Below are 17,807 nucleotides of genomic sequence, written 5' to 3'. Positions count from 1 at the left end.
CAGAAGGCGTTGTTTGGAATCAGTCACGGCTCCCCAGTCTAGGCAATAGCCGCACTACTGCGTAGGCCGGAGGGCGATTTCTCTTCGCCGCTTTCCATGCGCTAGTATTTCCCCAGTGCGAAACAACCCGCGCGCCCCTGTAGCCCAATTGGCAGAGGCAACGGATTCAAAACCCGTCCAGTGTGAGTTCGAGTCTCACCAGGGGCACCACTTTTAAATCCCCGTTATCACCCCAGTGGTAGCGGGGTTTCGCGCGTTCCGGCGCGGTAATTTCTTAAATGCGAGCGAATATTATACATTTGAGGGGTAACTATTCATTCGCAAGTTTTCCCAAAGGACCACACGACTATGGTTGTGCCTGCAACAGGCAAAGTCACCGCCGCGCGCCGCGCCCGCCGGGCCACGGTTGCCGCAGTGACGATAGCCACGCTGGGCTTGAGCGGCTGCGTGACCAACGTGGAAAAATCCACGCCCGACGGGTGGCAACCCATCCGCGCGGACAAGGTCGACGAGATCGCCGCAATGTACGACGACGATGACGGCGTGCTCAGCATCGGCGTCAACCCGCCTTTCGCCCCCTTCCAGCTCAAGGACGCCGACGGCCAGATCGTCGGCCTGGAGATGGACCTCGCCCACGCCGTCGCTGACGTGCTCGGGCTCGACTTCCGCATCGAGGAGCAGGACTTCGCGATGATCCTGCCGGCCGTGCAATCCGGCCAGATCGATATGGGCGTTTCCGGCTTCACCGATACCCCGGACCGCCGCGAGAACTTCGACTTCGTCGACACCCTCTACGCGGGTATCCAGTGGACCAAGCGCACGGATTCTTCAAAAGAGATCGACCCGGACAACCCCTGCGGCTTGACCGTGGCCGTCCAGCGCACCACCGTCTCCGACACCGACGACGTCCGCCCCAAGGCCGAGGCCTGCGACGGCGACATGCAGGTCCTGGCGTACGACACCGCCGACAACGCCGCACTGGCCGTGCTCATGGGGCGGGCCGATGCCCTCTCGGCCGACTCCCCCGCCGCCGGCTGGGCGGTCAACCGCTCCGACGGCCGCCTGGAGCTCGTCGGCGATATCTCGCAGGCCGCCCCTTACGGGATGGCCGTTCCCAAGGGCTCAGAACTGGGCCCGGCTGCCGCGGCCGCGCTGCAGCACCTCATCGACAACGGGCAATATGCCGAAATCCTCGCGCAATGGGGCGTCGAAGACGGGCTCGTCGACGAGGCTCTCATCAATGAAAGGCCAGTGAAATGACACAGGACACCCCCTCCACTCCCCCGGAAATCCACGCCAAGCCGCTGCGCCACCCGTGGCGCTGGGCTTTCGCCGTCGTACTGCTCGTGCTGGCCGCCTGGTTCGTCATCGCCGCCGCCAACAACGAGGCCTACGGCTGGTCGACCTACTTCAGCTACCTGCTGGATACGCGGATTGCCATCGCCTCGCTGCACACCATCGCGATTACCATCCTGGCGATGATCATCGGCGTCGTCGGCGGCGCCATCCTGGCCATCCTGCGCATGTCCCCCAACCCGGTGATGCGCGCGGTCTCCTGGGTCTTCCTCTGGATCTTCCGTGGCACTCCGATCTACGTGCAGTTGGTCTTCTGGGGTCTGCTCAGCGCCATCTACCAGTCCATCAACCTGGGCTTTGCGGAAATCTCCCTCGAGGAGCTTTTGTCCAACGCCTTCTTCCTGGCCGTTATCGGCCTGGGGCTCAACGAGGCCGCCTACATGGCCGAAATCGTGCGCTCCGGCATCAACTCCGTGGGCGAGGGCCAGCGGGAGGCATCGAAGGCGCTGGGGCTTAGCTGGTGGCAGACCATGTACCGCACGGTCATGCCGCAGGCGATGCGCATCATCATCCCGCCGACCGGCAACGAGTTCATCTCCCTGCTGAAGACCTCCTCCCTGGTCGTGGCCATCCCGTACACCCACGAGATTTTCGGCCGCGCGACGGACATCTCCGCCGCCCTCTTCGAGCCGATCCCGCTGATGATGGTCGCCGCCACCTGGTACCTGGTCATCACCTCGCTGCTGATGATCGGTCAGCACTACCTCGAGCGCTACTTCGACCGCGGCGCCACCCGCGAGCTGACCGCCCGCCAGCTGGCCGCGCTCGCCGATGCCGAAGGTGTTATCCCCAACAATGTCAACGTCGTCCAGGAGGCCCCGCGCAATGAACGCTAAAGATACCCGCCAACCCATGGTGCAGACGCAGCAGATCCACAAGAAGTTCGGCTCCCTGCAGGTTCTGCGCGGCATCGACCTAGAGGTCCAGCACGGCGAGGTCGTCTGCCTGCTGGGGCCGTCCGGCTCCGGCAAGTCGACCTTCCTGCGCTGCATCAACCACCTAGAAACCATCGATGCCGGCCGCCTCTACGTCGACGGTGATCTCATCGGATACAAGGAGCGCAACGGCGTCCTCTACGAGATCTCCGAGAAGGAAGCCGCCGCCCAGCGCGCCGACATCGGCATGGTCTTCCAGAACTTCAACCTGTTCAGCCACCGGACGGTCCTCGAGAACGTCGTCGAGGCCCCCATCCACGTCAAGAAGGTCGATCCGGAGGCCGCCAAGCAGCACGCTATGGAGCTGCTCGACCAGGTCGGGTTGGCATCGAAAGCCAACGCCTACCCGGTCCAGCTTTCCGGCGGCCAGCAGCAGCGCGTGGCCATTGCCCGCGCGGTGGCCATGGACCCGAAGCTGATGCTCTTCGACGAGCCCACCTCCGCGCTTGACCCCGAGCTCGTCGGCGAGGTCCTGCGCGTGATGAAGGAGCTGGCCGCCGACGGCATGACGATGCTCGTGGTCACCCACGAAATCGGCTTCGCCCGCGAAGTCGCCGACAAGATCGTCTTCATGGCCGACGGCCGCGTCGTCGAGGCCGGCCCGCCTGCCCAAGTCATCGACAACCCGCAGCAGCCGCGTACGCAGGAGTTCCTGTCTTCCCTGCTCTAAGCGCCGGGGTGGCGCGACCACCGCGGGCTGAATTGCCACTAGTCTGGAAAGAATGAATCATCTTGCCAACGCAATCCGCGGTGGGCTCATCGGCTCCGCCGAGCTGGTCCCCGGCATCTCCGGGGGCACAGTCGCCCTCATCGTGGGTATCTACGAGCGAGCCCTGCACAACGCCGACAAGATCCTCAAAGCCCGCTTCAAGGAAGTCGAGTGGGGCTTCATCATCGCCGTGGCCATCGGTATGTTCGCCGCGGTCTTCGGCCTCTCGTCTGTCATGTCCAGCTTCGTCGAGGGCCATGTCTCCCTGTCGAAGGCCCTTTTCTTGGGCATGGTCGCCGTCTCCATCATCGTGCCGGTGTCCATGATGGACAAGGCCGACCGCTTCAAGGCCCCCTCCCTCATCGCTTTCGTGGTGGCAGCCGTGCTCATCTTCTTCATCACCGGCTTTACCTCCGCCCCGCATGAGGACCCGTCGCTGGTGGTTGTTTTCTTCGCCGCCGCCATCGCCGTGTGCGCGCTGGTCCTGCCGGGCGTGTCCGGCTCTCTCATCCTGCTCACGATGGGCCTCTACCAGCCCATCATCGGCGCCGTCAGCGACCGCGAGATGGGCACCATCGCCGTTTTCGCTCTTGGCGCCCTGTGCGGCTTGGCCGCCTTCGTCAAGGTTCTCAACTACCTGCTGGACAATCACCACTCCGTGACCCTGGCCGCGATGGCCGGCTTCATGCTGGGCTCCCTGCGCGCCCTCTGGCCCTGGGGCGAGAGCCAGGACGCCGGGACGCCGGCCATCCTCGGCATGTTCGTCCTCGGCGCGGCGATCGTCTCTGTGTTCATCTACCTCGACCGCCGCAAGGCCAAGTCCTACCAGTAGCTTCGCGCTCCCGATGCCCCTTCCAGTTGCAGGCTGGCAGGGGCTCATTTAGTGTGTGGGGCATGACATCGGGGGATTGTTTTTCTAGGTTCGTGGCTGCCGTAACCCAGCCCGGAATCGACATTGTGGAGGGCGCTTGGCACGCCGATTGGGATGCCGAGCGCGCGGCCGCCGGCTCCGGCCGCGACGAGCTGGAGCGCCTTTTCGACCTGGCCGGCGTGTTTTTCGGCCCGGTCAAGCACGCCGGCCGCCAGCGCCGAGTGCGCGCGAATGCCGCCCGCCACGGGCACTGCCTACCCGTACTCGACGTACTACGTGGGGTGCTGCGGCGGGTGAAAAACAAAAACGATGCCTGGCGCATCATGGAAGAGCTTTCCGCCCAGCCGGTTGACGCCAAGCAAATGGCGGCGACCGCCCGGCGCAAAATCCAGGAGGCCCGCCCCGCCCCGGCGCCGCAGCCAGGCGTTATTTACCGCCGTTCGGCCGAGGGCTTATGGTCGATGCGCCTTATCGCCGACGCCGGCCTCGTCGCCGATATCAAAGCCCAAGTACGCACCGTCGAGGATGCCCGCGCGGTCTTCACCGGCGGCGGTGACGGCGACGGTACCGGTGATGGTGCCGGTGTGCGCGCGTCGGTGACGACCAACGTGGTCCTCAACCTTCAGGATTTCGGCCACCTCGTCGTCGGCCAGGACGCCGCGGATATCACGGTGCAGCTGACCAACGGCGCAGTGATCAGTGGCGCCGAGCTGGTGACCCGGGCGTTTGAGCAGGTCGGCTACGTCGGGGTCTTCGACCCGGTGGCCGGACCGGTTAACTGTTACCGGGATGCGCGTTTGGCCTCCTGGAAGCAGCGGCGCTTGGCGTTGATGGAGCATCCGGTGTGTGCCTGGCCGGGGTGTTTGGCCGGTGCCGATGAGTGCCAGGTCCATCACCTGCAGTCCTGGGACTCAGGTGGCCCGACGAATGCGGCGAACCTGGCCACGTTGTGTCCGCACCATAATGGTGCCAACGAGGACGGGCCGGGCCCGGCGCAGACTCGGGGCCGGATGGCTAGGGTTGGTGGCCGGGTGGTGTGGATACCACCCGAACGCGTGCCGGCTTAAAACGCCGGCGGCCCCCTGCGGCAAGCGCAGCAAGAACACGCGAAGAGGCGTCCACGGAACAGACCGTGAACGCCCATTCAGCGTGCCTACTCGGCGTATCTAGCTTGCGCGCCTGGGTGCCGTGCCTTAAAGGCTGGTGAGGCCGCGGATTACGGCGCTGGCGGCGCCGACCGAGGCGATAAAGAGTGAGAACTTGTGCGCCGCCCCGCGGGGTACTCGGCGCGCCAGCGCGGTGCCGGTGCTAATGCCCAGCAACATCGCGAGCAGGCCCACCGGCCACAGCCAGCCGCTCACCCCGTCGAAGCCACCGGCGCCCACCAGCAGCTTGGCCGTGACGGAGATAAACCCGCCCACCATAAAGATGGGCTGCAACGTGGCGGTATACATCTGCTGCGGCCAGCGTGCAGCCTGGGCGTAGACGGTGATGACCGGACCCGCGATGCCGGCCAGCGTGTTGGTAAACCCGCCCAGGATGCCGGCGGAGACAGCCGGACCGGTGCCTTGCATCTGCGGCACGAAGCGCTTGCCGAAGGTCACCACGCCCAGCGCAACCAGCAGTGCGCCGCCGACGATCACCAGCAGCGGCGCCGTATCCGTGCGCGCGCCCAGCAGCCCGGCCGGGATGGATCCGAGCACCATCACCGCCCCAATCTGCGCGAAGACCTTCCAGTCCACGTCGTGGCGCACGGATATCGTCGTCAGCGCGGCGTTGATACAGGCCAGCACGTTGATGACCAGAATGCCTTCGACCGGCCCCATCAGCAGCATGAGGACGGGCCCGCCGATAAGACCCAGCCCCATGCCGGAGACCCGCTGCATGCAGGAGCCGAAAAGGACGACAGCGAAAACGGCCAGCAGCATCATGCGCGGTACTTGTCCATCACGGCGCAGGCGACGGCCTCGGGGAACATGCCCTGCACGTCCCCGCCGAACTTAGCGACCTGCTTGCACAGGGAAGACGAAATATAGCCGTACTTCTCATCGGTGAGCAAGAACATGGTGTCGATGCCGGTCAGCCGCCGGTTCATCTGCGCCATCGGCAGCTCGTATTCGTAGTCCAGCGAGGAACGCAGGCCCTTGACCAGGCAATCGATGCCGTGCTCGCTGGTGTAGTCAACCAGCAAGCCGCCCCAGCTGTCGACCTTGATGTCGGCGGGCACGCTCTGGCGGATGAGCTCCATGCGCTCGTCGATGCTAAACAACCCCGAGGGCTTGTCCGGGTTGCCGGTCACGAGCACGGTGACCTCGTCGAACAGCTGGTTAGCCCGGGTAAAGATATCGAGGTGTCCCAAGGTCATCGGGTCAAAAGAGCCCGGGCACACGGCCTTCGTCATGGCAGTAGGGGTCCTTCCTGTAGCGGTTCTATCCGGCGCGGTGGTACAGCGCCATGTCCATCCGCGCAATACCAAAGGTACGCTTCTTCAGCTTCTGGCCGGTCGGCTCAAAGCCGGCGGGCCACTCGGTCTGCGGGGAGTCGACGTGGCGCTCGATGACGACGATGGCATCGTCGGCTAGCACCGGCTCGATGGCGGCAACGAGCTCGTCGACGGCATCGAAGGCGTAGGGCGGGTCGGCCAGGACCATGTCGAAGAATCCGCGCGGGGCGCCCGCCAGGTAGGCCGAGGCCTTCTGCTGCCGGATGGTCACCCGCGGGTGCCCGACGACGCCGACGTTGTGTTCCATGGCGCGGCAGGCGACGGCGGCATCGTCGACGAGGACGACCTCCTCGGCGCCGCGGCTGGCGGCCTCTAGTCCTAGGGCGCCGGAGCCGGCGAACAGGTCCAGCACGCGGGAGCCGGCAAAACCCCAGCGGGCATTGAGGGAGGAAAACAGGCCCTCCCGGGCGCGGTCGGCGGTCGGGCGGGTACCCGTGTCCGGCACCACGATGGTGCGTCCCCGGGCTTGTCCAGCAATAATCCGCGTCATGGGCGCTCTCCAATCTCGGCCAGGCGGTCGCCACCGGCCACGGTCGAAAAATCCGGGACCAGCACCCGGCTCACGATGCCCGGCGCCGGGCTCACCACCGGAATCTCCAGCTTGGTAGCCTCCACAGTAGCGACGGGGGCACCGGCGTCCACCGTGTCCCCTTCCGCCACGTGGTAGCGGACGATGCCCGCGAAGGGCGCGCAAATTTCCATGCCCCATACCCTAGCACCGCGGCTGGTTAGTTCTTTTCCAGGTAGCTTAGTTTCTCCGCGTTCATCTCCTGCGTCAGCTCCAGCGCCAGATCCGGGTTGCGCTCGACCAAGGCGAAGGCGTCGGCGTGGCTGCGCTCGATGATGTCGCGGTCGCGCAGAAGGTTGAGCAGCTTGAGGCTGCGCCGGGTGCCGGATTGCTCGGTGCCCAGCACGTCGCCTTCCTGGCGCTGAGCCAGGTCCAGTTCGGCCAGCTCGAAGCCGGAATTCGTGGCCGCGACCGCCTGGACGCGGTTAAAGGCCGGGGTATGCTCCTCGGCGAGCGTGTGCAGCAGGCAGACCGAGGCGTTGCCGCCGCGGCCGACGCGCCCGCGCAGCTGGTGCAGCTGCGAGACGCCGAAGTTCTCCGCGTTGCGGATAAGCATGACGGTGGCGTTCGGCACGTCGACGCCGACCTCCACCACGGTGGTTGCCACGAGCACGTCGATATCGCCGCGGGCGAAGGCGGCCATCCGCTCGTCCTTGTCCGGCATGCGGCCATGCAGCAGACCGACGCGCAAATCCTTCAGCGGCCCGTGGGCCAGCTGCTCGGCCACGGCCTCGACGCCGCCCTCGCCCTCGATCTGCGGGCAGACGATATAGGCCTGGTGGCCGGCCGCGACCTCCTCGCGGATGCGCTCAAGCGCCCGCGAAACCCAGGACGGCATCCACTCCGGCACCACCGAAGTCTGGATCGGCTTACGCCCGCCCGGCAGCTCGGTCAGCGTCGACACAGCCAGATCGGCGAAGACGGTCATCGCCACCGTGCGCGGGATAGGCGTCGCCGTCATCACCAGCAGGTGCGGGCTAAAGCCCGGGTGCGACTTGGTACGCAGGGCCTCGCGCTGCTCGACGCCGAAGCGGTGCTGCTCGTCGACGACGACCAGCCCCAGGTCGAAGAACTCCACCTTGTCCTGGATGATCGCGTGCGTGCCGATGACGATGTCCGCGTCCCCGGAGACGATATCCAGCAGCGCCTGGCGCTTCTCGGCGGCCTTCATCGAGCCCGTCAAGCAGACTACCTTGACATCCGCGGGGACGGTGGCGGTCACGGACTCGAAGTGCTGTGCGGCCAGCACCTCCGTGGGGGCGAGCAGGGCGGCCTGGAAGCCGGCATCGGCGGCCTGCAGCATTGCCAGCACGGAGACCATGGTCTTGCCGGAGCCGACCTCGCCCTGCAGGAGCCGGGCCATCGGCGCGTCCTGGGTCATGTCGTGGGAGATGTCCGCAGTCACGCGCTTTTGCCCGTTGGTCAGCTCGAAGGGCAGGTTATCTAAAAGCTCGGCGCGGAAGCCGTCGTCGAGCGGCGGCAGCGGCTTGGCCCGGTGCGTTTGCGCGTCGCGGTGGCGCAGCGCCATCACCAGCCCGATGCCCAGCGCCTCGTTGTACTTAAGCCGCTGGATGGCGCGCTGCGGGCCGGCCGGGCCCGGCTGGTGGACCTGGCGCAGCGCGGTGTCGAAGCTGACCATCTGCCGCTGATCCAGCGGCTCGGGCACGGGAGGCAGCGTGTCAAGGACGCGCTTGACCGCCATCATGATGAGCCAGGAAGGCGCCTTCTCCGAAGCCGGGTAGACCGGGATCCACTCCCACTGGCTCAGAACCTCCTCGAGCTCGCCGGCGCTGGCCAGCCCCCGCAGGGCGCCGGAGCCGGCCACCGTGCCGTCGTGGCTATCGAGCATCACGAAGTCCGGGTGCTGCAGCTGCGGAGTCCCGCGGAAAAACTGCAGCTTACCGGAAAACATCGCCCGGCGCCCGCGCTGCAGAAACTTGCGCTGGAACGTCGGGTTGAAAAAGCTCACGACCAGGCCATTGTCCAGGAAGACGCGCAGCACCCCGCGGCGGCTGGTGGGCCGGAAATCGGTGCGGGTGATAACGCCCGAGAGGGTGACGTGGTCGCCCTCGTCGGCATCGGCGATGCCCACGTCGTAGCCGTGGCGCATATAGTCGCGCGGGTAGTGCTCCAGCAGCTGCCCGCAGGTGGTGTACCCGAAGGCCGCCTCCAACCGGCGCGCCTGCTTCGGGTCTAGAACCTCCGAGAGCTTTCGTTCATCGCGCCACCCCAGCATGCCCGCTACTCTACCCCAACTTCGGTGGCGATCCCGGGGACCTGGAGGGCCGCGACCTCCGCGCCGAGCCTTGCCCCCAGCTCCGCCGAGTCAATCGGCTGGGCAGACAGGACGGTGACCTGTTCCCCGCCCGCGGCCAACAGCCGGCGGCACGCCGCCTCGACGGCTTCCGGGCTCTCCTCATCTAGGATCTCCACGCGCATGGAGTCGGCGACTTCCTGCATGGCCTGCACCATCGCCGCGGTGTCCGGGTTGCCGGGTTCGTAGACGCTCAGCGCGGCCAGCCCGGCGACGAAGGATCCCGTCGGCACCACCTGGCAGCGGCCGGTCTCGGACTCAGTGCCGTTGGTGAGGAAGATATCGTTGTCCTGCGTCTCGCCCGCGCCCTGACCAGGCGCGACGACATCCACGCCGGCGGCGGCAAAAAGCTGGGCGACCGCGCCGTCGGGGGCGGCCGCGATGACCCGGCGCACCTGCCCGCGCTCCGGCGCGGGCTCGGCGGGGCTCGGCAGGACCTCCAGGCGCAGGTCGCTGACAGCGCCGGCGGCGAAGGCCTCCTCGATGACCGGGCCGGCAACGGTGGTGTGCAGGTGGACGGTGGCGGCATCGTCGGCCGCCGGGGCGACGACCAGGCAGTTGCCCATCGCGTCGAGGCGGGCCTGCAGGGCGTCGAGATCGCCGCGGAAGAAGAACATGACCTCGAGCCAGTCGGCATCCGGGGCCGCCGCGGCCACCGGCGCGGGTTGGGTGTCGGTGGACAGCAGGGACTCGAGCAGGACGACTAGGCCGGCCCCACCCGCGTCGACGACGCCAGCCGCGGCCAGCTCCGGCAGCAGCGAGGGCGTGTTTTGCAAAGCGATGCGCGCGGCTTCCACCGCCGCCTGCGCCACCGGCTGCAGGCGCGGGTCGTCTTCGGCCGCGTCCTCGGCGGCCTCCGCGGCCGCCCGCAGGACCGTGACCACGGTGCCCTCCACCGGCTGCGCGATGGCCCGGCTGACGAGCCGGACCGCGAGCGTCAGGGCATCGGCGAGCACTTGCCCGTCCAGGGGGCCGTCGTGGACGGTCTCCGCCACCCCGCGCAGGACCTGGGAGAGCACGAGCCCGGAGTTACCGCGGGCCCCGCGCACTGATCCGACGGCGAGCGCTTGGGCCACCCCGGCCAGGTCCGCCTCCGGGTGCTGGTCGGCCTCTCGCAGCGCGGCCTCCATGGTGTAGGCCATGTTGGAGCCGGTGTCAGAGTCCGGCACCGGGAAGACGTTCAGGGCGTTGATCTCCGCGCGCCGGCGCGACAGTTCGCCGGTGGCCCGGCCGGCCCACCCGCGCAGACCGGCCGCATCTAAGGACCCTAGAAATGACATGGCCGTTATCTTACAAGCGCCAGTCCACTTCGCGCGCGCCAGCCGCCCGAAGGTACTCGTTCGCCCGAGAAAACGGTCGCGACCCGAAGAAACCGCGGTGCGCCGACAGCGGCGACGGGTGCGGGGCGGCCAGCTTGTGGGCGCGCGGGAGGAACGTCGCGCACTTCTGCGCGTCCCGGCCCCACAGGATGGCCACCAGCTGCTCGCTATCCAGGCTGCGGATGGCGGCCTCCGTGACCGCCTCCCAGCCGTGGCCGCGGTGCGAACCCGCGTTGCCGGGCGCCACGCTCAGCACTCGGTTGAGCAGCATGACCCCCTGGTCGTTCCAGGCCGACAGGTCCCCGTCCGCGGGCGGGGCAATGCCTAAGTCGTCGTGGAGCTCTTTGTAGATATTGACCAGCGACTTCGGCGGCTTGACGCCCGGCTGGGTAGAAAATGCCAGGCCCATCGGATGGCCCGGGGTCGGGTACGGGTCCTGGCCCAGGATGAGGACGCGCACCTGGTCGCGCGGCTGCCAGAAGGCGCGGAAGAGGTTTTCGGCGGCGGGCAGAAACGGCCCGGCGTCCAGCAGGGACTGAATCTGCAGCCAGTGCTCATCGAGGGCCGGGCCCAAGACCTCCTCCCAGGACGGGTGGTAGGTCGGCGTGCACGTGGGGATATCGCTCATGGGTTTAGAAGGCCTCCCAGCCGGCATCGTAGGCGGATTCTTTCCCATCCACCGTAGCCGCCGCGCCCTTGTTAACGCTGCCGATGACCCGGAACCCCGACGGTGCCTCCTTCGCCGTGGTGCCCACCAGGGTGTGGTCCTCGCCGCCGGTAAGCACCCAACGCCACGGATCGACGCCCAGGGCGTTGCCGGCCTCGACCAGCAGCTCGTGCGGGGCGATGGCCGCCGAATCCAAGTCGATGTTGACTCCGGAGCGCGCCGCGATGGTGCCGACGTCGCGGATGAGCGAGTCGGAGATATCCGTCATGGCGGTCGCGCCCGCCGCCCGCGCGATCATGCCCCGGCTGGGCTCTAGCCAGGGGCAGCAATGGGCATCGATAAGCGGGTTGAGGTGGGCCAGCTCGGCGGGCAGATCGCGGCCAAAGCGCTCGAGCAGGGCCAGACCGGCGGCCGACCAGCCGATCTTGCCGTGCGCGACCAGCTGTTGGCCAGGCCGGGCGCGGTCCAGGGTCATCGCGGGCCGGTCCCCGCCCAGGTGCCCAATCGCGGTGACTGTGACAGTGACCTGGGCGCCCTGGGTGAGATCGCCGCCCACCAGCTCGGCGTTGTAGGGCTCGCAGCGCTGGGCGATGCCCTCCGCAATCCCCCGCACGAACGCCACCGGGGTGTCGGCCGGGGCGCTAATAGCCAGCAGCGCGGCAATCGGCCGCGCGCCCATGGACTCGACGTCGGCGAAGTTTTCCAGGATGGCCTTCTGCCCTATCTCGTTAGGCGTCGACCAATCGCGTCGGAAGTGGCGGCCTTCGACCATCATGTCCGTGGCCGCGACCGTGCGAGTGTTGGGGGCGGCCGGAAACATCACCGCCGCGTCGTCGCCGTTCAGCGCGCTGGGCGCGGCCGCGATGATCTCGCCGATGACCTCGTGTTCGCCCACATCGGTCAGAGTCGGGGTTAAGTTCACCGAATACCTTTCGATAAGATTGCAGTTTATGGACTCTCAGGGTAACCAATTTAACCGCACCGCAGTCTACGCGCTGCTGGCTATCTCCTTAATTCTTATCGTGGTGGTCCTGTTCGGGGCCAAGTACTACTTTTCCACGGTGGCGCGGGAGCCGGTGGCGATGTCGCCGGTGCCGTCGCAGGAGGCATCGTCGGCCGAGTGCGCGGCGGTGGTGGACAACCTGCCGGGCAAGTTCTACGGGCACGAGCGCTCCGAGATCGTCGAGCCCGTGCCGGACGGGGTGGCCGCCTGGGCGACCATTTCTTCCGAGGCGACCACGCTGCGCTGTGGCGTCGACTTGCCGCTGCAGTACACGCCTTATTCCGAGACCACCGAGGCCAGCGGCGCGCAGTGGCTGCAGGTCCGCGACATGACGCCGGGGTCGACCCTGACCACGTGGTACACCGTTGACCGCGCCCCGGTCGTGGCGGTGACCACCCACGACGACGGCGAGCCCGAAGGCCTGGAGGAGGCCCTGGGCCAGCTCGAGCACAAGGACCAGAAACCGCACGCGGCTCCCCTGTCCCAGCTCCAGGCCGCAGACGGTGAGACCCGCACCCCCTGCCGCGCCCTCGATGCCGCCCTGCCGGACACGCTGGCCGAGGACTACCGGCGCCTGCGCGAGCTGCCGGAGGGCACCGCTGCAGGCACGGCCGTGTGGACCGCGCCCGGCCGCGAGGCCGTCGTCCTGCGCTGCGGGGTGGAGCCGGCGCCGGGCTATGCGGCCGGCGAGCAGGTCCAGCAGGTCAACGACGTGCCCTGGTTCGAGGACACGACCCTGGCGCCGGGTACTACGGCCAGCACCTGGTTCGCGCTGGGCCAGGACACCGACATCGCCGCGCACCTGCCCCAGGACGTCGCCGACAGCGTGCTGGTAGAGCTCGGCGATGCCCTCGCAGCCGCCGACTAGGGCTCCGGCGTCGAGGCGCCTGCCAGCGCGGTTTCGATGAGCGTGTCGAGCAGGGTCTCGTAGTCGACGCCGCTGGCGGCGAGCACCTGCGGGTACATCGAGATCGGGGTAAAGCCCGGCATGGTGTTGATCTCGTTGAGGACCGGGCCTTGGTCGGTGACGAAGAAGTCCACACGGGACAGGCCTTTGCAGTCCAGCGCCTGGAAGGTCTCCAGGGCCAGCTGTTTGAGCTCGTCGATGACTTCTGTCTCGAACGGGGCCGGGATGGTGGCGGAGACGACGTTGTCCAGGTACTTGGTCTCGAAGCCGTAGAAGCCTTCCTCCGAGTCGCCGGTGCCGTTGAGCAGCGCCGGCACCGAGGCCAGCAGCTTTCCGTCCGGGTACTGCAGGACGCCGACCTCGACCTCGGAGCCGACGATCTCCTTTTCCACGATGACCTTCTCGTCGGATTCGCGGGCCAGGCGGATGGCCTCGGGCAGCTGCTCCCAGTCGGTGACCTTGGAGATACCGATCGAGGAACCGCCGCGCGCCGGCTTCACGAAGACCGGCAGGCCCAGCACGGACTTTTCCTCTTCGGTGAGCTCGGAGCGGTCGCGGAGAATGACCTCCGGGGTGACCGGCAGGCCTTCGGCGACCATGAGCTTCTTGGTGAACTCCTTGTCCATGCCGGTGGCCGAGGACAGCACCCCGGTGCCCACGTACGGCACCGAGGACATCTCAAACAGGCCCTGAATGGTCCCGTCCTCGCCGAAAGGCCCGTGCAGGACGGGGAAGATGACGTCCACGTCGGCGTAGACCTCGCCGCGGGTGACGTTGACAAAGCGCCCGCGGGAGCTGGGGGTCAGCGACAGCGAAAGCTCGTCGCCGGCGGTGACCTCGGGCAGGACGCCATCGTTGAGCTGCAGGCCCTCGGTGGTTCCCGGGGTCCACAGGCCCTCGCGGGTAATACCGACGGGCACGACCTCGTATTTGTCGTGCGGGAGGTGGCTCATCACCGCCCCGGCGGAGATACAGGACACGGAGTGTTCAGTGCTGCGGCCACCGTAGACGACCGCCACGCGGATCTTTCGGGAACTCATAGGCAGCTAGCATACCGGTTGCCTACTCCGACTTCTTGGACCGACCCATCAATGCGACGATCATTTCCTCCACCGCGACCCCGCGGTGGCATACCCCGTAGACCGAATGGGTAATGGGCATGTCGATGTTGTGCTGCTGCGCTAGGCGGAAGACCGAGTCCGAGGAAATTACGCCCTCCGCGACCTGGCCGTTGGTAGCAGCCTTGGCTTCCTCCAGGGTCCCGCCCTGGCCCAGGCGGTAGCCGAAGGTGCGGTTACGCGACAGCTCGGAGCTGCAGGTCGCGACCAGGTCGCCCAGGCCGGCCAGCCCCGCGAAGGTCCGCGGATCGGCGCCCAATTCCACGCCCAGGCGGCTGATTTCGGCCAGGCCGCGGGTAATCAAGGAGGCCAGCGTGTTGTTGCCCAGCCCCTTGCCGGAGGCGATGCCGCAGGCCAGGGCGATGACGTTCTTACAGGCGCCGCCGATCTCGCAGCCGATGACGTCGGTGTTGGTGTACGGACGCAGGTAGTTAGTGGCCACGGCAGCCTGGACCAGCTGGCCGCGGGACTCGTCCTCGCAGGCGATGACGGTGGCCGCCGGCTGCTCCAGCGCGATCTCCTTGGCCAGATTGGGGCCCGAGAGCACCGCGATCCGCTCGGCGTCCACGCCGGAAGCCGCAATCACCTGGCTCATCCGCCGCAGCGAGGTCGACTCCACGCCCTTGGAGATGGAGACGACGGTGGCATCGTTAGGCAGGTGCTGCGACCAGGCATCCAGGTTTTCGCCCAACGTCTGGGAGGGCACGGCGAGGACGACGATGTCGGCATCGGCAAGCGCGTTTTCCGGCTCGGTCGTCGGGGCGATGGTGGCGGGCAGCTCGATATCCGGCAGGTAATCAGCGTTGCGGTGGGTCTCCCGGATGGTGGCGGACAGCTCCGGCCGGCGGACCCAGAGCCGGACGCTGTTGCCGGCATCGGCGAAGACCTTGGCCAGCGTGGTGCCCCACGAACCAGCCCCCATCACTGCAACTCGGACCATTAAGCGCTCCTCCTTAGACATCACGAACAATAGTAGTGTAGCCGGGCCCACCGCGGGACTATGATGGACGGCGAGAAATATCCGTTTGAGACCAGTTGCAAGGAGTAGGCGCGCGCCCATGCCCAAGCCCAAGAACATGCACGAAAACGACAAAGACAGCCAGTCCGAGGTCTTCATTTCTGGGCGTCACCAGGAAATTAGCCCCGATCCGGCCAAGGAATTTTCCCGGACCACCCTGGCGGCGGGCGCGGTGCTCTGGCGCGGCAACCCCCACGATCCGGAGGTGGCCGTCATCCACCGCCCGCATTACGACGACTGGTCGCTAGCCAAGGGCAAGGTCGACCCGGGCGAGTCCCTGCCGACTACCGCCGTGCGCGAAGTCGCCGAGGAAACCGGCTACCGCATCAAACTGGGCAAGCTCATCGGCAAGGTCACCTACCCGGTCCAGGGCCGGACCAAGGTGGTCTACTACTGGCTGGGCAAGGTCGAGGACGGCGAGTTCACGCCCAACGACGAGGTCGACCAGATCCACTGGATGACCGTGGACGCGGCCATCAACCTGCTGTCCTACCAGGTGGACGCCGACGTGCTCCGGAAGGCAAAAAAGCGCCTGCGGCTGGCCCCGACCACCCGCGTGCTCTATGTCCGCCACGCCCGCGCCCTGCCGCGCAAGGGCTTTAGCGGCGACGACAACCTGCGCCCGCTGGACAAGAAGGGCCTGCGCCAGGCGGAGATGCTCGTGCCGATGCTCGCGCCCTACCAACCGACCGCCATCTATTCCGCGCTGCCGGACCGCTGCCAGCAGACCGCCGCTCCCCTGGCGGCCGAGCTCGGCTTCGACGTCACGGTAGACGAGCGCTTGGGCGACGACGGCTGGTTGCGCGACAAGGAGGCGGCGCGGGAGGCCTTCGATGGCATCGTTGAGCAGGGCGGCACGCCCGTCATCGTCAGCCAGGGCCTGGCCATCCCCGAGATGATCGCCAGCCTGGACCCGGTGTTTTTGAAGTACGACGTCGACGACCTGAAGGTCAAAAAGTCCTCAGTGTGGGTGCTGTCCTTTAACGGCGGCGAGCTGACCGGCGCGGATTACCTGGCCAGCCCGCTGCCCGTGCGCTAACGCCTACCAGCGCGCGGCCGGGCGCTGGGTCAGCGAGCGGTAGGTCAGGACCCAGGCGAAGAAGAGCACCGGCAGCACCACGAGGCTGCCGACAATCGGAATGAGGCTCGCGGCCATCTGCAGCAACACCAGCAGGACGACCAGCAGCAGCGTGGTGCCAATATTCTGGGTGGACAGGCGGTAGGACTCCCACATCGCCGCGCCGATGCCCTTGGACGGGTCCTCGGCCTTAATCACGGGGACCCAGCACAGCAGGAAAGCGATGAAAAGGCCCGGGATGATAAAGAAGAAGCAGCCCAGCCAGACCAGGATCCCGTAGACGGCGACCGTGACCATGGTGCCGACGCGGCCTCCGTCAAAGCGGAACAGCCCGCGGAAGCTCACGCGCTGCCCGTTAGCCTCCTCGACGGCCCCGTGGTAGAAGTTCACGTACATCCACAGGCCCACCAGAAAAACGCAGGCGCCCAGCAGCAGCAAAACGATAAAAGCCGCACCCATGGTGGCCGACCCTGTGCTCGCGGTGCCTTCGGTTTCGAGGATGCCGGTAAGCGCGACGACCAACGCAAACGGGATCATCGGGAGGAACTGCAGCACCAGGTAGACCACCGCCGCGCCGAACCAGGGGCCGAAGTTCTGGAAGTAGCCCTTGAAGCCCTGGCCGACGGCCCCGGGCGCGTCCGGCGGGGTGGGCGCGTAGACCGTGCCGGATTGAAAGCCAGCCTGCGGGCCGGCACCGGCGTAGCCCGGCTGGCCGTAGGGCGTGCCCTGGTTCGGGTTCTGGTTTTGGTAGCCGTAGCCTTGTCCGTAGTTGCGGGATTCGGAGTTGTTCCACTCAGGTGTTGTCATGACACCTGAGCTTATGCGAATTATTAGCGCACCGCTGGCTTAAACGACGGGCGGGTACCCTCGTACGCTGCGATGGCGTCCTCGTCGCGCAGCGTCAGCCCGATGTCATCGAGGCCCTCCATGAGGCGCCAGCGGGTGTAGTCGTCGACGTCAAAGCTGTAGACGTTGCTGCCGACGGTGACGGTGCGGGCCCCCAGGTCGACGCGGACGGCGGTCTCCCCACCCTCCAGCTGCTTCCAGATGAGCTCGATATCTTCTTGGGCCATGATTCCTGCCAGCAGGCCCGCCTTGCCCGCGTTGCCGCGGAAGATGTCGGCGAAGCGGGAGGAAAAGACGGCCTTGAAGCCGTAGTCGTTGAGCGCCCAGACGGCGTGCTCGCGCGACGAGCCGGTCCCGAAGTCGGCGCCGGCGAACAGGACGGAGCCGTCGCGGAAGGTCTCCTGGTTCAGGACGAAGGCGGGGTCTTTGCGCCAGTTGGCGAACAGGGCATCGGCAAAGCCGGTGCGCTTGACCGATTTCAGGTAGACGGCCGGGATGATCTGGTCCGTGTCCACGTTGGAATACGGCAGGGGCACCCCGGTGCCGGTGTGGGTGGTGAATTTCTCCATCGGAATCTTCTCCTTCTAGGGTTTTC

General features: G+C 67.0%; 19 protein-coding genes and 1 tRNA gene. 8 read left to right on the top strand and 12 right to left on the bottom strand.

Annotated elements, in window-relative coordinates; translation table 11 throughout:
- Nucleotides 1-133: 133 nt before the first annotated feature.
- From VVR85_RS04540 to VVR85_RS04515, 6 genes are all read left to right on the top strand, one after another.
- Nucleotides 134-210 (top strand) — tRNA-Leu (locus tag VVR85_RS04540).
- 138 nt (nt 211-348) lie between these two features.
- Nucleotides 349-1,260 carry an ABC transporter substrate-binding protein gene (locus VVR85_RS04535; RefSeq protein ID WP_368519755.1) on the top strand — a complete coding sequence of 304 codons (912 nt, stop codon included), beginning with the start codon at nt 349-351 and terminating at the stop codon, nt 1,258-1,260.
- Complete coding sequence (locus VVR85_RS04530) at nt 1,257-2,192, top strand: amino acid ABC transporter permease (RefSeq protein ID WP_368519754.1); 936 nt, start codon at nt 1,257-1,259, stop codon at nt 2,190-2,192. The genes VVR85_RS04535 and VVR85_RS04530 overlap by 4 nt, the downstream gene beginning before the upstream one ends.
- Nucleotides 2,182-2,961 (top strand): amino acid ABC transporter ATP-binding protein, encoded by a 780-nt coding sequence (locus tag VVR85_RS04525; RefSeq protein WP_368519753.1) that lies wholly within the window; start codon nt 2,182-2,184, stop codon nt 2,959-2,961. The genes VVR85_RS04530 and VVR85_RS04525 overlap by 11 nt, the downstream gene beginning before the upstream one ends.
- A gap of 52 nt (nt 2,962-3,013) precedes the next feature.
- Nucleotides 3,014-3,832, top strand: a complete 819-nt coding sequence (locus VVR85_RS04520) for a DUF368 domain-containing protein (protein WP_368519752.1) — start codon at nt 3,014-3,016, stop codon at nt 3,830-3,832.
- Between the two features lie 92 nt (nt 3,833-3,924).
- Nucleotides 3,925-4,938: an HNH endonuclease signature motif containing protein gene (locus VVR85_RS04515; protein WP_368519751.1), complete on the top strand. Its 1,014-nt coding sequence runs from the start codon at nt 3,925-3,927 to the stop codon at nt 4,936-4,938.
- Nucleotides 4,939-5,064: 126 nt separating this feature from the next.
- Here VVR85_RS04515 and VVR85_RS04510 read toward each other — a convergent pair whose 3' ends face one another.
- Genes VVR85_RS04510 through VVR85_RS04475 form a run of 8 tightly spaced genes read right to left on the bottom strand, consistent with a single transcriptional unit; the run spans nt 5,065 to nt 12,137 of the window.
- The gene (locus VVR85_RS04510) at nt 5,065-5,802 is read right to left on the bottom strand and encodes a TSUP family transporter (protein ID WP_368519750.1); all 738 of its coding nucleotides are present in this window, start codon (nt 5,800-5,802) and stop codon (nt 5,065-5,067) included.
- On the bottom strand, nt 5,799-6,272 hold the full coding sequence (coaD, locus tag VVR85_RS04505) for a pantetheine-phosphate adenylyltransferase (RefSeq protein WP_368519749.1): 474 nt from the start codon (nt 6,270-6,272) through the stop codon (nt 5,799-5,801). Before coaD ends, VVR85_RS04510 begins: the two co-directional genes overlap by 4 nt.
- A 28-nt stretch (nt 6,273-6,300) precedes the next feature.
- Nucleotides 6,301-6,864: a 16S rRNA (guanine(966)-N(2))-methyltransferase RsmD gene (rsmD, locus tag VVR85_RS04500; protein ID WP_368519748.1), complete on the bottom strand. Its 564-nt coding sequence runs from the start codon at nt 6,862-6,864 to the stop codon at nt 6,301-6,303.
- Nucleotides 6,861-7,076, bottom strand: coding sequence for an acetyl-CoA carboxylase biotin carboxyl carrier protein subunit (locus VVR85_RS04495; protein WP_296205180.1), 216 nt, complete (start codon nt 7,074-7,076; stop codon nt 6,861-6,863). Before VVR85_RS04495 ends, rsmD begins: the two co-directional genes overlap by 4 nt.
- Before the next feature lie 26 nt (nt 7,077-7,102).
- A complete protein-coding gene (locus VVR85_RS04490; protein ID WP_368519747.1) occupies nt 7,103-9,178 on the bottom strand; it encodes an ATP-dependent DNA helicase RecG in 2,076 nt (691 codons plus the stop codon).
- A 5-nt stretch (nt 9,179-9,183) separates the two neighbouring features.
- Complete coding sequence (locus VVR85_RS04485) at nt 9,184-10,536, bottom strand: DAK2 domain-containing protein (protein WP_368519746.1); 1,353 nt, start codon at nt 10,534-10,536, stop codon at nt 9,184-9,186.
- Nucleotides 10,537-10,546: 10 nt separating this feature from the next.
- Nucleotides 10,547-11,203 (bottom strand): uracil-DNA glycosylase, encoded by a 657-nt coding sequence (locus VVR85_RS04480; protein ID WP_368519745.1) that lies wholly within the window; start codon nt 11,201-11,203, stop codon nt 10,547-10,549.
- 4 nt (nt 11,204-11,207) lie between these two features.
- Nucleotides 11,208-12,137, bottom strand: a complete 930-nt coding sequence (locus VVR85_RS04475) for a thiamine-phosphate kinase (protein ID WP_409338172.1) — start codon at nt 12,135-12,137, stop codon at nt 11,208-11,210.
- Nucleotides 12,138-12,192: 55 nt separating this feature from the next.
- Between VVR85_RS04475 and VVR85_RS04470 the strand changes: the two genes are divergently transcribed.
- A complete protein-coding gene (locus tag VVR85_RS04470) occupies nt 12,193-13,113 on the top strand; it encodes a DUF3515 domain-containing protein (protein ID WP_368519743.1) in 921 nt (306 codons plus the stop codon).
- Here VVR85_RS04470 and VVR85_RS04465 read toward each other — a convergent pair.
- Complete coding sequence (locus VVR85_RS04465) at nt 13,110-14,192, bottom strand: D-alanine--D-alanine ligase family protein (RefSeq protein ID WP_368519742.1); 1,083 nt, start codon at nt 14,190-14,192, stop codon at nt 13,110-13,112. The two genes, VVR85_RS04470 and VVR85_RS04465, sit on opposite strands and share 4 nt — an antisense overlap.
- 22 nt (nt 14,193-14,214) lie before the next feature.
- On the bottom strand, nt 14,215-15,210 hold the full coding sequence (locus tag VVR85_RS04460) for an NAD(P)H-dependent glycerol-3-phosphate dehydrogenase (RefSeq protein WP_368519741.1): 996 nt from the start codon (nt 15,208-15,210) through the stop codon (nt 14,215-14,217).
- Nucleotides 15,211-15,328: 118 nt separating this feature from the next.
- On the opposite strand from VVR85_RS04460, the gene VVR85_RS04455 reads away from it, so the two are divergent.
- Nucleotides 15,329-16,327 (top strand): NUDIX domain-containing protein, encoded by a 999-nt coding sequence (locus VVR85_RS04455; protein WP_368519740.1) that lies wholly within the window; start codon nt 15,329-15,331, stop codon nt 16,325-16,327.
- 3 nt (nt 16,328-16,330) lie between these two features.
- Here the strand turns inward: VVR85_RS04455 and VVR85_RS04450 are convergent, their stop codons facing one another.
- Together VVR85_RS04450 and leuD are read right to left on the bottom strand one after the other, a co-directional pair.
- Entirely contained in the window at nt 16,331-17,173 is an 843-nt protein-coding gene (locus VVR85_RS04450) for a hypothetical protein (protein ID WP_368519739.1), read from the bottom strand.
- Between the two features lie 23 nt (nt 17,174-17,196).
- Nucleotides 17,197-17,781, bottom strand: a complete 585-nt coding sequence (leuD, locus tag VVR85_RS04445) for a 3-isopropylmalate dehydratase small subunit (protein ID WP_368519738.1) — start codon at nt 17,779-17,781, stop codon at nt 17,197-17,199.
- Nucleotides 17,782-17,807 lie beyond the last annotated feature (26 nt).

Origin of the sequence: Corynebacterium sp. LK2590 (assembly GCF_040946105.1) — a bacterium.
Classification (GTDB): Bacteria; Actinomycetota; Actinomycetes; order Mycobacteriales; family Mycobacteriaceae; genus Corynebacterium.
Note: the sequence above shows the minus strand (reverse complement) of the source record. Positions and strands in the feature narration are given on the sequence as shown.